The sequence below is a fragment of the Peribacillus sp. Hz7 genome (genome assembly GCF_042136355.1).
GTDB lineage: Bacteria > Bacillota > Bacilli > Bacillales > DSM-1321 > Peribacillus > Peribacillus asahii_A.
Window position 1 is genome coordinate 93,061 of the sequence record NZ_JBHHJV010000007.1, and the last position, 13,872, is coordinate 106,932.

At 39.5% G+C, this 13,872-nt stretch carries 10 protein-coding genes; all 10 read right to left on the reverse strand.

The genetic code is table 11. The annotated features are described in order from the left end of the window. The 10 genes from pstC to ACE199_RS11800 all read right to left on the reverse strand — a co-directional run bounded on the left by pstC (nt 1) and on the right by ACE199_RS11800 (nt 13,213). Nucleotides 1–915, reverse strand: coding sequence for a phosphate ABC transporter permease subunit PstC (gene pstC / locus ACE199_RS11755; RefSeq protein ID WP_375349968.1), 915 nt, complete (start codon nt 913–915; stop codon nt 1–3). 82 nt (nt 916–997) lie between these two features. Then, nucleotides 998–1,840, reverse strand: a complete 843-nt coding sequence (locus ACE199_RS11760) for a phosphate ABC transporter substrate-binding protein (RefSeq protein ID WP_127759017.1) — start codon at nt 1,838–1,840, stop codon at nt 998–1,000. 455 nt (nt 1,841–2,295) lie between these two features. Beyond that, the gene (gene glsA / locus ACE199_RS11765; RefSeq protein ID WP_375349969.1) at nt 2,296–3,225 is read right to left on the reverse strand and encodes a glutaminase A; all 930 of its coding nucleotides are present in this window, start codon (nt 3,223–3,225) and stop codon (nt 2,296–2,298) included. A gap of 67 nt (nt 3,226–3,292) precedes the next feature. Further along, nucleotides 3,293–4,699, reverse strand: a complete 1,407-nt coding sequence (locus ACE199_RS11770; RefSeq protein WP_375349970.1) for an amidohydrolase — start codon at nt 4,697–4,699, stop codon at nt 3,293–3,295. Next, nucleotides 4,686–5,915 (reverse strand): MFS transporter, encoded by a 1,230-nt coding sequence (locus ACE199_RS11775; RefSeq protein WP_375349971.1) that lies wholly within the window; start codon nt 5,913–5,915, stop codon nt 4,686–4,688. Before ACE199_RS11775 ends, ACE199_RS11770 begins: the two co-directional genes overlap by 14 nt. Nucleotides 5,916–6,137: 222 nt before the next feature. Continuing rightward, complete coding sequence (locus ACE199_RS11780; protein WP_375349972.1) at nt 6,138–7,445, reverse strand: helix-turn-helix domain-containing protein; 1,308 nt, start codon at nt 7,443–7,445, stop codon at nt 6,138–6,140. A gap of 484 nt (nt 7,446–7,929) precedes the next feature. Then, nucleotides 7,930–8,424, reverse strand: coding sequence for a carbonic anhydrase (locus ACE199_RS11785; protein ID WP_375349973.1), 495 nt, complete (start codon nt 8,422–8,424; stop codon nt 7,930–7,932). 94 nt (nt 8,425–8,518) lie between these two features. Continuing rightward, complete coding sequence (locus tag ACE199_RS11790) at nt 8,519–8,884, reverse strand: Na-translocating system protein MpsC family protein (protein ID WP_375350050.1); 366 nt, start codon at nt 8,882–8,884, stop codon at nt 8,519–8,521. Between the two features lie 181 nt (nt 8,885–9,065). Beyond that, complete coding sequence (locus tag ACE199_RS11795) at nt 9,066–11,678, reverse strand: DUF2309 domain-containing protein (protein WP_375349974.1); 2,613 nt, start codon at nt 11,676–11,678, stop codon at nt 9,066–9,068. After that, nucleotides 11,675–13,213, reverse strand: a complete 1,539-nt coding sequence (locus ACE199_RS11800) for an NADH dehydrogenase subunit 5 (RefSeq protein WP_375349975.1) — start codon at nt 13,211–13,213, stop codon at nt 11,675–11,677. Before ACE199_RS11800 ends, ACE199_RS11795 begins: the two co-directional genes overlap by 4 nt. Between the last annotated feature and the right edge of the window lie 659 nt (nt 13,214–13,872).

Genomic DNA, 13,872 nt, shown 5'->3' on the forward strand with positions numbered 1-13,872 from the left:
TTAATTACCGCCTTTCGAACTGATTTTTGCTAATACAAAGTTCAATAACAAGATAAAGGAGAATAAAACAATACCTGTTGCAAACAGCATTTCTTGATGCGTTCCGAATGCATATCCCATTTCTAATGCGATATTTGTAGTTAATGGACGAACACTGTCTGTTAAACTAGTAGGAATGATGAGACTGTTTCCCGCTACCAATATAACAGCCATCGTTTCTCCAATTGCTCTCCCTAAACCTAATACAATGGCTGCCATAATTCCTGATTTAGCTGCGGGTACCACTACTTTAAAAATAGTTCCGATTTGAGATGCTCCGAGTGCTAATGACCCTTCACGATACGTTTTCGGAACAGCACGAATAGCTGTTTCAGCTACAGTCACAATCGTCGGCAGCATCATAATGGCTAAAACGAGAATGATAGCTAATAAACTTTGCCCTTTCGCTAAGCCTAAATTATTTTGTAAGAAAGGGACGATAATAGCAAGGCCGAATACACCATATAAAACAGATGGAATACCTGCCAGCAGCTGCACGGCCGGTGAAATGATTTTTGCTATGCTTTTCGGTGCAATTTCCGCTAAGAAAATGGCTGTAAACAGACCAATAGGAACTCCAATAATTAATGCACCGAATGTGGCGAATATGGATGCAACAATCATTGGAAAGATCCCAAATTTATCTTCACTTGGCATCCAATCCACTCCAAAAACAAAGTCAATAAAGCTATACCCCTCTGCTACAAATGGATGTGAGCCTTTATAAAATACAAATCCAACGATTAACAATAAACTGAGTACTGAAAGAAGTGCACAAAATAGAAAAATTCTTGCTGATAACTTCTCGAGCCTATACTTCCTTTTATTTGATTTTCCGATTTCTAACGTTTGTTTTTCAGTAAGTGGGCTTGGCATGCTTCATTCCTCCAAGATTGCTTTTACGCATGATGTTTATTTCCAACGTGCGTTAGTTAAATAATACATCCATGAATGTTCATTATTTTATTGGTATAGCTCCTGTTTCTGACACAATAGCTTGCCCCTCTTGACTCAAAATATAGTCAATAAATTGTTGTCCACCATCCGTTAAATTCTCTTTCTTATAGACAAACAAGAACGGTCGTGACAAGCTGTATTTTTGCTGCAGAACATTTTCCGCTGTAGCCTCTACTCCATTAATCTTTACAGTGGAAATAGAGTCATCAATATATTCAAATGAAATAAAGCCTACTGCATGCTTATTCGTCGCAACAGTTGTTTTTATATTACCGTTACCGCTCGCAACTATGGAACTTCTTACCAACTCACCTGAAGTGTACCCTACGATTTCTTGAAATGCATCACGTGAACCTGAGCCATCTTCACGGGAAACAACCACAATTTCCATGTCATCTCCTCCAAGCTCCTTCCAGTTCGTAACCTCTCCGGTAAAAATTTGCTTCACTTGCTCCATAGTAAGATTTTTCACTTTATTGCTTGGGTGAGTGACCACCACGATTCCATCATAAGCAATGACTACTTCATTCAAACCATTAGCCTTTTCTTCTTCTTTTAAATCACGCGAAGACATCCCAATCTCTGATACACCACTTGTTGCGTTTGTTATGCCAGCAGAAGAACCTATTTGATTTACTTCTATATTCACTTTATTTTTTTCTTCATATTTAACTGCTAGTTTTTCAGCTAAAGGCCCTACAGATGTGGATCCTGAAATAGATAGGGTACCTTTACTATCATTGGACGATTCTGTTTCACTATCATTACTAATACCACATGCTGATAATACAGCAGCTAAGGATAGTACCAATAATCCTATCGTCGCTTCTCTTATAAACCTCATTTCTATACCTCCAAGATAATCTATTGGCCACTTCTCTTTGTCGTATTTTTTCTACCCTAAGAATAAACACACGATGTTAATGCTCTATGGATTCTTTGTAAAGGTTTTGTAAATTCTATTAATCGCGGGTTAAAACACAGTAAACATATAGTGAAATTATGTAAAGATATGGTAAAGATATTAGATTCTATAGCTAAATTCAAAAAAACTTAAACGGGTTAACTAACATAATTAGTAGTTAACCTGTTTAAGTTTTTTAATCGTCTTATAGAGCATAATAGAAAAAAGTATCTCATAACATTACTATTTCTCTTCTTTTTGTACAGTTAAAATTAAAACTTTCCTATGTCCACTGGCTGTGACCAGTACGCCTGTCCCCCACCACTCTACAACGTTAAAGAACTCGGGGAAAGGTACCGATTTCATTCATCCAGCAGTACTCTATTTATTGTTTTTTAAAAAATACTTAAATCATATGTCTGTGACAGCCTTTCAATAAATTTCATGCCAGCAACGCTATTACCAATATCATCGATTCCTGGACTAAAAACACCGATACCTAATTTTCCTTCAAGATGTTCTACTCTGCCTTTTGATACTGTGCATAAAACACCGCCTGATACACCACTTTTCATTGGAATCCCAATAGAAGCAGCATATTTCCCTGAAGCATTATACAGTCCGCAAGTTGTCATTAAAGCTTTTGTTACTTTTGCTGTATTACGTGTTATGAACTCTTCATCTGTTAATGGATATGCACCGTTCCCCGCAAGCATAAGTCCTATTTTTGCAATATCCTTTGTAGAAACCTCCAGTGAGCATAAACGAATATAAGCCTCTAGCGTTTCCTCTACATCACAAAGCAAATAATCATTTGCCTTTAAATAATGAGCGATTGCTCGATTCCGATGGGTTGTTTCTATTTCAGAACAATAAACTGCCTCATTTACTTGATGAGTACTGCCTGTAATACGGCTTAAAAAGTCCGCAACATATGCTACTCGATCCTTCGCCGTTTTTCCAGGTAACATCGAAACAACCGTAATAGCCCCTGCGTTAATCATTGGATTAAATGGTTTCCCTGGCGCAGTGCTTTCTAAACGAATAATCGAATTAAAGGGATCTCCTGTTGGCTCTACATCTACCTTATCAAGAACAAATTGCAGTCCATGGTATTCACAGGCAACCATAAAATTGATCACTTTTGAAATACTTTGCAATGTAAACAATTCATCTGTATTACCAACCTCAAAGTAATTTCCGTTTTCATCTACTATACATGCAGCAAATTGCTCTACAGATTGGAGTGCTAACACTGGAATGTAAAAAGCAGGTTTCCCTTCCTTCGTATATGTTTTCGCCTCGTTTGTAATTTGTTCTAGCATCCCGCTTCCCTCTCTTTATGGAATGAAAGAGATGCCCCATTGAAGGTAACATCTCTTTCACATTAGTCTATTTTTCTGGAATTAGTGAAACGTACTTTTCACCTTTTAAACGAGTTCTTAACTCCTGTTTTGCTTCTTCAATAATTGTCGGATTTTCCATACAAGTAATCGCAGTGCGGGCCATAATATCCGCTGCATAAAGCATTCCCTTATGGCCAATTGGCGTATTGCCTACAGCTACTACTTGCCAGGTATGGTATGGCGTTCCAAGTGCCCAACAAGCAGTTGTACATTGTACAGTTGGTGTTATCCAGCTAACGTCTGCAACATCGGTAGAACCATACAGAATCATCTCTGGAGATAATGGTAATACAAGCTCATTTAAACGCTTGTCACCAAGTAATTCCTTTTCCTCTGGAAGCATATTCATATAAGCTGAAGCCTTGCTTTCCTCATCCAATGATTGATAGATTTTCTCAGCAAAGGCAAAGTCCTCTTCACTAAATTGAAGGGCTGGAGCCTCGTCAAATTGCTGCTGCATTACCTTTGCAAGTGTTTTATTTGGAATTAAATCCGATGCCGCACCCTCAAAGCTTTCCTCAAATGTTGTTTCTGTCATTAAAGCCGCACCTTGTGCAATTTTTTGGACACGCTTATAGATATCCACTACTTGCTGTTTCTTTGGTGCACGAATTAAATAGGACACCTCTGCATACGGCTGGACTACATTGGGCGATGTACCACCGCTATGAAGCACCGCATAATGGATACGTGCATCTTGAATAATATGTTCACGTAAATAATTTACACCGACATTCATTAACTCCACTGCATCTAAAGCACTTCGACCTAGGTGAGGAGCTGCAGAAGCATGAGCACTCTTTCCTGTAAATTTAAAGGTCGTTGCATAGTTTGCTAGTGTAGTCATATTCATAGTTGTGTTGTTTGACATCGGATGCCAAGTAATAGCTATATCCACATCATCAAATACACCGTGTTTAGCCATGTGTGCTTTACCTGAGCCATTTTCCTCTGCTGGACAACCGTAAAAACGAATCGTGAAGGGTGCATTTGTTTTTTCAACATATTCTTTCGCTGCAACTGCTGCTGCAAGTGCACCTGAGCCAAGTAAATTGTGCCCGCAGCCATGTCCATTACCGCCCTCTTCAATCGGACAAAATTCAGCTTTCCCGCCAGCTTGACTTAAAAATGGCAAAGCATCGTATTCACCTAAAAACGCAATAACTGTTGAAGCGTTTCCAAAACTACCCATAATAGCGGTTTCAAGGTTTGCTACATTTTTTTCGACTACAAATCCTTCTGCAAGCAACGCTTCCTCCATTACTGAAACAGCATATTTTTCTTTAAAGTGTAATTCTGGTTTTGCCCAGATTTTATCACTAACTGTTGTGAATTTCCCCCCATTTTCTTGAAGGAAATCTGTTACGTTAAATAATAAATTATGCACACTCATATGAATCCTCCTTAGGAGCTTGAGTTTTCGGGGAGATTGTTAAAATTGAAGCGACACAGATAACCGAAATGACCACTAACATCCATACAGCAGCATCATATGAACCATCAAATGCGTCAACCATGAAACCAATTAATGTAGGTGTTACGAATCCTGCTAATTGACCGCCAGTGTTCGCCATCCCCATAGCTGTTCCTGCATAATTTGAAGGAATTTTCTTTAATACAAAAGACGGTAGTAACAACAACACATACGTCATTAACAACATAATGATACATTGATAAGTGATAAATAAAGTAATCGATTCTGCATTAAACATTAATAATAGGAATCCCGCTAAAAGTAATGCGCATGCCGCACCAATGATTCTATTTACTTTCAAATCCACTTTATCTATTACATAACCACTGACTAACAGTGCACCAATTGTAATGATACCTGGAATCATTTGTAACCAGCCAATGGAAACTAAATCAAGCCCGCGTACATCTGACAAGTATGTTGGCATCCAAGTATTTAATCCCCAGTTCACTGCATATATCGTGAAATAAGCGACAACTAAGCTCCACATAAGCGGCATTTTAAATAAATCACCTAATATCCCTCTTACTTGCAGTCCGTTAGCTGATTGTTGCACCACTTCATCCTTAGGTACAAATTTCCGATATAGCAATGCAATAACGATTCCTAATAAACCTGCAATAACAAAAAATGCGCGCCAACCAATTGTTACTAACAGTGCTGCAGAAATAATTGGTACTAACATCCCCATAATTCCCGACGAAGAGAGCATAATAGACATTACTTTGCTTCGCTCATTCTCCGGGAACGATGTTGAAATGATTTTTGAAGCGGAGGGCTGGAATCCACCTTCCCCAATCCCAAATAAGAAACGAATGACTAATAAAATACCTAATGTCCCAGCAACAGCTGTTAAACCTGTAAAGATTGACCATGCAATAACCGCTATTAATAAAATCCGTTTTGCACCAAATTTATCAGCCATTATTCCCCCAGGCAATTGCATTAAGGCATATCCCAGAAAAAAGGAACTTAAAATTAAACCTGTTTCGGTACTTGTGAGGGAAAGATCTTCACCGATATACACAACTGCATAGTTCATTAAATAACGGTCTAGATTACCTAATGCCCATCCTAAGAATAGTAATCCTACTAATGTTTTACGTATTTTTTTCTCAAGTATCTTTTCTGCCATAAAATGCACCCCTTTCATCTTTAACGACATTTTCGTTAAATGTACGTAAATTATATATCGAATTTTTAAGGCTTGCAATAAAACTTTTTAAATTTCAGGCTAGTCTGAGAACTCACTAAATTACGAAGTAAGCTGAGCCATTGATATAACAAGCAATAAAAAAAGCATTTCTTTATTAAAAAATAAAAAAATGCTTTCACTCACACAGGTTATCACCTACAATTATTCACTTAATTTATATAATTTGGCAGGTCTTCCCCGCGTTTTGCGGCTTTCCTCTCCACAGTATTCAACCAATTCAACTTTTACTAATTCAGCAATAATTCGCTGTGCATTTCGTTCTGTCATGCTTAACTCTTTCGCTAACATTTTTGCACTAAATGCCTCTATTTTTAACTCATTTAATATCGCTTCAATTTTCGCAAACATTCTTACACTGATAGACGTTAGCTGTAGCTTTTCAATCAGTTTTATATCCTGAACACGACTTGTATACGTAATTTGCGATGTTGCTTGAAAAAATTCCTTCGTCGTCCCATCTTCCTGCATAACAATAATACCCTTGTTATCCTTTTCCATTAAATGCTGCAATGCCTGACGCGCATAATTTTCTGCATAATAAACCGTAGAGGCATGGCCAATTCCAACAACAACAGGCTGATTAGTTTCGGCCGATAATCGATCAATCATTTCAAATATCGCATTAATATTTCGTTCAACAATGCCTCGTGAGCTAAATAGGACAAAGCGGCCATTACTTTCTTCAATTAAGTATCCGTCAATTTTTTCACAAATATGCAGAACAATTCTTTTCATATTTAGCTGTAAAAAATGTATACTATATCCATTTTCGTTCGCCATTTTTATAAGGTCAAAATTCTTAACTTGCACAACTAAAGCAGTTGTTTGAGTTTCTTTATAGTAAAATGTTTGAATTTTTTCGTTAAATAGCTGCAGTGTATGGAAAATGTCCTGATTAAGTGGACCAACCCAATAGACAGGAATTCCCTTTTCCTTTAATTTTTCTTCCACTGTTGGATAAACCGTAAGGACAAGATCAATTTTTTTTTCATTCCAAAGTTCTATATGATGATCAATAATTTCATCGATAGATGTTACAGCATTAAATCGTTTAATATATAGGTGATCTAGCATCTTATCTAATTCTTTAAGTTCCCCTACATAGTTTTCTTCCGGAACATGCAACACATCGACGCTAACATTTTTCGCTAATTTCCCAATTTCGTGGCTTATCTCTAATAGACCACGATAAAAAGTATTCTCTGTAATAAAAATATACTCCATTCGTTCCTTTGAAAAATATTTTGACTGTTGTGCTATCTTATAAGGAATATAACCTGAAAATAACCAAAAATCGACATCACCATGATACTTTTCTATGATATCCGTTGTTTCATATACAATATTATAAGAATATCCGATAAAAGATAGATTTGATTCAAACTCTGTTGCGTAGTGTAGAATTCTTTCAACAGAGCGTTCAGGCCCTATAATTCCAATCTTATACATGAGTAATTCTCGCTTTCTAGCTTATTTTTATTTTTTAAATAGCTCCCTCTCGATAACCCCTTATATACCACCAAAACCCATAATGGTCAAGGGGAGCTTAACAATGAATATATAGGAAATCCCCCCTTCAACAACTAATTACTAAACAAAGTACTCTCTTAGATATGTTGAACGATGGCCAATTCACTAAAGACGAATGGCAAACTCAAAATGAAATGATACGTTATGAATACCTAGCATTAAACGATCGCAAAGTTGATTAGGAAAAAAGAAACACAGGAACTTACTGTTATGGTCGATACATTCAGACCGCTGTATTCGTAAAAAAGGCACATGAGTTAGTATAAGCAGCTGGCTATCAAAATAAATTCAATAATAGTTTAATTACTGTCACAATAATTAAACTACAAAACAAAAAGTCTTAATCCCTATAATTTGGAGGAATTAAGACTTTTATTTCATTATATACATAAGCAATAGTCTCTTAGACAATTTCTGATAGCTTTTCATTCGCCTGATCAATATGTAATTCTTTAACCTTAACATGTGATGGCAGCAGCGGATGATTGCGGATGGTGTTGACCGTTTTTTGTACCCTATCCGTTAAAGTGGTGCCTCCATCTAGCCATGTACTTACCGTACCCTCAGGAAATTCCGGCATGCAATTTTTAAAAAGATAATCTAATGTTTGAATCTTGTCCTGCAATTCTTTGTTTTTATATATTTTGTTCAGTATATCCTCAGTATTCTTTTGATCATCGTTTGTGGAGACCACAACGATTTCCTCAACATTATCCTGGTACACAGCAATAATGATGTCCCTCATTAAATCGTCGAAGGGGTATGAAACGACTGGCTGATATGTTTGTAAGATGATCATGTTTTCCGGATTGACGTTGGTTTCTTCTTTAATGAATCGTTCTAATTTCTGCTCTGTTCCAATCACAAATAGTACTTTTTTCTCTTCAGCTCTAGACATCCAATTCACCCCATAATTTCTTTAATTTTGTTCTAAATAAGTTTGCTGACTCTTTCTTATATGAAAAACGTGTGAGTCCGAACATATCTTTGTTTTAACATAATTTGCTTTGCAGATCACTGGAAAGCTTAAAAACCATTACTCGTTCTCCAGTTTGTGTACTAAGATCGGTGTGAAAACCTACTACTTCTTCCCCTGTTATCGTTAAGATAATTTCTTTTAAACCATCTAGACCAGATTCCACTAAACTGTTGCGATGTTCTTTTACCGATAACAATCCTTCTTTATCCAGACATACTGTATATTCAGCAGCAGTTAGTATACCGCGAAGTGTTACAATCACCATATCCCGTAAGATATCCGATTTAACAGATACGGAGCCTCGTCCAAGATAATTTTTCTCCCAATGTGTTAAAGCTTTGCTTATTTCAGCTTCAATTGTTCCTTTTGTTTTTTCCATACCGATCCCTTTTCCTTTTTTCAAAGTTACATTCATAGATGGCCAAATATTGCCTATATTATTCTAAAAAACAAATTCCCCCACCCATGTGACGACTTTCTCTCGGAAAGCTTTGTACCATTTACAAAAGCGCCGGAAAGGAAAGCAGCCTCACACAAGAATATATAAACCGGGAAAGAGGTTAAGACCAACTCTCCCAGTGTCCTTCCGGATCAATGGACGCAAGCCGAATCCATCCGTTTTTCACTTTTTGATGAAAGTCATGATTGTGGTCCAGCATCCGCTTCACATAGCTCTTTGGTGATTGGATGACCACCAGCAAACGCAGCGGCTCATGATATGCCTCTTCATCTGATTTCATAACAGACTGCCAAGGAAGTCCGGATAATAAGTCGCTGGCGTTCCCCTGCATGACCCCGAGACCAGCTGTCACGGTTTGGGTTGTTTTATTCCCGCTGCCATAATAATGAGGGGCAACAGTAGATGCATAATATTGCAGGTTAATCCATTGAGTTACCGTTGCCGGCCCAGCAATAATGTTGGCGAGAATAACACCGTTTTTATCCTTCCTCCAGTTATAATTGTGAAGGAAAGCTCTTCCTTCCAGATTGCAGTCTTGGGTCAGCTGACGTTCCCCAATGATAAATGCAGCGTTACGTGCCAAGCCCCATTCCGGACGGACCTCACTCCAATCTTCTGAAAGGCGCTGCGCCTCAGCCTTCGGATTCTTGAGATCGGTTCCGAGATTTGGCAATTGCGGAATTCGCTCGGCATTGGCTTCCTCACTCACCTTTGGCAACTCGACTTGGACACGTTTAAATGCTTCCTTCGCTTTAACTGATAGTTCCGGAACATAAAGCCAACGTAATTCATCAAGTGTGGTAATATGCTCGGCAGCTGCAAAAACAGTATCTTCCGGAATGATAATCCCCTCTGTTTCGAGGCTCTTCCTTACGTTCGGAAGATTACACAAAGCTGCCAGCACCCGTGCATTGAATCCGCTTGATGCTCCTCCGCATGCACCGCAGTCGAGTGCGGAACGATACGGATTGTTCGTGCTGTGACTTCCATGTCCGCAAATCACTACTAGTGGTGCAAAGTGATTGGTAAGTCCCATCGTTTTTAGTGCTTGCCGTACATAGTGTACTTGTTCTTCCGCGGAAAATCCAATTGGCAAATCTGTTTCCGATTGTTGCGTATAGTCAAGTGTGAGTTCCGTGTCTGGTTTATGCAGCCATGTTTCGAGCAATTTATTTAATGTCCGGCCTGCACTCCGAGGCATAAAGCTGCGGGCCAACGTTTGCAGGCTGAGCCAGGGACCGCTAATTTCCGGAAGCACCATGCTGGAAACCAAATTACGTTTCATCGTTTTAAATGTAGAACCGAGTGAGTTGACTGCCTGATTCCGTTGTTCAAAGGATTCAAGCTCTGGTGCAAACTCTTGTACTTTGTATTGCGGTTTAAACATGACCGGCAAAGAGTTGTGCGTGTGGTTACTGCCAAGCTCGCAAGTTTCAATCGGCAATCCGAAAAATCCTGCTGTTCCAAAGGTCTCAAAATCTCCTGCTTTTTCAAGTTTGCGGCGAAAAGGCTCTGAACGCACATCAATACAAAATACGAATTGAGCGAGTGCCGGCTTCACATTTTCTGCCGCTATAGCAGGCTGTTGGGATGTAATCATCGTCTTCAATTGGTCTTCATATGTTTTTTCCCATGCTTCAAGCAAAAGCCGATTGCGTACAACCTTATCAAAACGATACGCAAGGGCCAAACGTGCCTTTATTTCTGTAGAGGATAACTGTGACCAAGCATTGATTGGCAAGTCCCCCCATTCCGCCCAAGCTGCAATGAATGGTTCTAGATTTACTTTCTCATTTCTTTGTTCAGGCAAAGGAAGATAGGAGTTAACTAAAGCCCATTCCATCGAAATTCGTACAGCTAAATAGTCAAGCAGCAGTGAAGCTTCTTCGGCTGATTGCTGCGAGCGCCAAAGCATCATTCCCCCCCAACCCGGCAAAGCAAGAAAATGCGCTTCTAAATAGGCTTGGATTTCTGAGGAAGGAATTTCGAGTAGAAGCAAAACTTCCCTTAAAGCAGCTTCTGCTTCTACCGGCAATTCACTTAGTTGTTTACGTACCTTACGGCTAAGTACCGAGTCATGCTGGACTAGCTTCCGCCACGCATGATAGAACCCTTCTTCCCGATTAGGCATCGACCAGACAGCCTGGGACTTATCCAAGAACAATTTACACCACTTAATCATATGGCGGTTTAACTCGTGTGCTGCATTCACCCTTCCCAGCTGCTCCAAGCGCTGACTATAGGTTTTGACCGAATGTTTTTCTGTCATTTGGGATGTAAAACGGGTTAGTTTTCTTGCCATGCTTTTTAACTCAGGTGCTTCTAACGTACTTGAATATGGTTGATTCTGTAAAAGTGCAGCCCGGCAAAATTGTTCTGCGACCTCACGCGGCAACTCCAAAGATTGTGAGTTTAGCCAATGTTGCAATCCCTTTTCTAACAAATCCTGATGAATCTCCCCTCGATCCCGTGCAGACTGAAATACGGAATCATTGGGGTAGATATCTACATCACAAGTATCTTTGAGCCAGCGTGCCGTTTTTTCAAACGATTGTCCCTCCAAGCCTACCCAGGGGTTGCGTGCTGCAAATGTATTAATAGGCCCGAGCGGTACAATGACATTGCTGGCCGATTTCACCAAGTCATTAAGATCAAAATCGAGGGTATCCGGAACACTTTCCCAATGTAATGTTTTTTCTAATGGTATATTCATCGTAAATGACCTCCTCTAAAGAATGATTGTGTCAAATGCTTAGGGTGACTTTCGACCAAATCATTTTGGGGCTCACCTAATCGTACAAGCCAAAGATAAATGAGAGCATAGGCACTTGATGAACGATGACGAGCCAGCCATACACCTGCAGCACTTCCGGCCAATAAGATAATCAGCAGCAAAACAGCTGCTGGTGCCGGTGTTTGAATTCCTTGCGGGATTGTATCTTGTAACACACTATAAAACGCATCATGTACCAAACTGTATACAATTGCCGCTCCTGCAAGCAAAGAAAATCCCGCTATGCGCCCGATACGTCCGGATCCAAAAGCCACGAGCTGGGCCCAGGCAAATGAAACGGACCATCCTAAAGTAAGAGCGCTTATCAATTGATAACCCTCTCCAGGAGAAGACATCCAAAGACCAATTGCCACCAGGAGGCCTAAAATCCCGCCAGTAATTGTCCATAATAATGGTGTTGACTGGTTTCCCCTGGAGGTTGGCTCCTCCTGGTGATGAAGCACAGAGCCAGCCTGTAAGAAAAGGGTTGATTTGAATAGACCATGTAAGACAGCGTGGATAATGGCTGCCAAATAAGCACCTAATGCACATTGGATTAACATGAACCCCATCTGCGCAATCGTAGACCCGACCAGCTGCCGTTTATAATCAACGTGAACCAGCATAATCCCCGTCCCTATCATGACTGAAACACTGGACAATAGAAGTAAAACAATTTGGGCTATATCTCCGCTAAAAAGCGGTGAAAATCGAGTCAAGATAATTCCGCCTGCATTCACTAATCCCGCATGCATGACCGCGGAGACAGGCGTTGGAGCCACTACTGAATCTAACAGCCAACGTTGGAAAGGCCATTGTGCTGCCGGAATTACGACAGCCAAGATTAGCAGCAGATTAATACACGTCTTTTCCCATGAATCAAGCTGTGCAAGACTGCTTTCGGTGAGAACGAGAGACAGCTGCCAATGCCCCGTAGCTTGGGTAATCCAGATGATAGCTCCCAACAGGATAAGCCAGCCTAGTGCAAACAGACGTCCGGATTGCTTAGCAGCGTTTCTAGCAACATTCCACTCTTTTTTTAATCTTATAAGCAAAGTCAGTCCTAGGAGTGTAACCCCCCAGCAAACTAGTAGCAGGCGGAGGTCATTACTTAGCCAGACACCTGAATCAGCAGTAGTAGTAATCGTCAGCAGAGCAAAATATTTTCGATAAGAACGATCACCGAGTAAGTAACGAACAGAATAGCGCTGCACGATAAAACCGATGGTAAGGACAAACAAAGCCAGTAGCCATGATAAGGAATCAAGCCGCCAAGGGCCATAAATCATGGTCTCATGGTTCGTAACAAGGGCCAGCAGAGCAGCAATTGGGGGCAGCAATGTGACACCGACGTGAAGCCGAACAAAAGACAGCGGAACCCTTGGGTGTAACAGGAATAGTCCGCTAAGCACCGATATGGCAAGCAATCCAAAGAATATTTCTGGCAGAGGACTTAACATTTTACTTCCCCCCATCGATGTATAGAAGAAACTATCATTCTGAAAATATGACTTTGACCGATTCCCTTCATTACGCTACATTCCTTTCTGTTTTATCTTTAAAAACAAAAAAACCGACAATTTTTTAAGCATAATGGTTACATCCATTAAGCTTTGAAAATTGTCGGTTTACTTTTAACGGGCCCAGCTAGGCCTTTTAATAGTCTACCTAATTATGTGATTTTCTTTCTTCCAATAAGGAAGTACAATTACGGTTATTCTCTTTGTTATAGATTTACTTTTTCATATAGCCAATAGAAAGTTATTAACCTCATGCTAAAGTAATCTATTTATTTAGAGAAATCAATTAAACAATTAATTTATGGTATATATATTACTATTTATTAAACATTCTGTCAAGTTAGAATTTGGGCCAAACTTACTTATGGCGGATTTCCAGGAACGAGAACCTCATTTCCATTCAATCCTAGAACTGCGCATCCCTTTTAATTCAAAAAAATGGCTCTAACCATGAAGAAAAAGCACAATTCTTACTGCAGAATCGCGCCCGTTTGAATGAAAATAAGCATTCATCCTTGTTCCAAGAAAGCGCACTTGGAATAAATAGGTTTTGATAGCATTTTCCCTATAATATTAGAGAAAATAAATGTATGACAATTTTTATAAAAGCTATT

Bases quoted from the DNA above. Each gene is read 5' to 3' on its own strand.
- ACE199_RS11800 (WP_375349975.1), bottom strand. From the start codon at position 13,213: ATGGGGGGAAGTAAAATGTTAAGTCCTCTGCCAGAAATATTCTTTGGA.
- pstC (WP_375349968.1), bottom strand. From the start codon at position 915: ATGCCAAGCCCACTTACTGAAAAACAAACGTTAGAAATCGGAAAATCA.
- ACE199_RS11775 (WP_375349971.1), bottom strand. From the start codon at position 5,915: ATGGCAGAAAAGATACTTGAGAAAAAAATACGTAAAACATTAGTAGGA.
- ACE199_RS11760 (WP_127759017.1), bottom strand. From the start codon at position 1,840: ATGAGGTTTATAAGAGAAGCGACGATAGGATTATTGGTACTATCCTTA.
- ACE199_RS11770 (WP_375349970.1), bottom strand. From the start codon at position 4,699: ATGAGTGTGCATAATTTATTATTTAACGTAACAGATTTCCTTCAAGAA.
- glsA (WP_375349969.1), bottom strand. From the start codon at position 3,225: ATGCTAGAACAAATTACAAACGAGGCGAAAACATATACGAAGGAAGGG.
- ACE199_RS11785 (WP_375349973.1), bottom strand. From the start codon at position 8,424: ATGTCTAGAGCTGAAGAGAAAAAAGTACTATTTGTGATTGGAACAGAG.
- ACE199_RS11790 (WP_375350050.1), bottom strand. From the start codon at position 8,884: ATGGAAAAAACAAAAGGAACAATTGAAGCTGAAATAAGCAAAGCTTTA.
- ACE199_RS11795 (WP_375349974.1), bottom strand. From the start codon at position 11,678: ATGAATATACCATTAGAAAAAACATTACATTGGGAAAGTGTTCCGGAT.
- ACE199_RS11780 (WP_375349972.1), bottom strand. From the start codon at position 7,445: ATGTATAAGATTGGAATTATAGGGCCTGAACGCTCTGTTGAAAGAATT.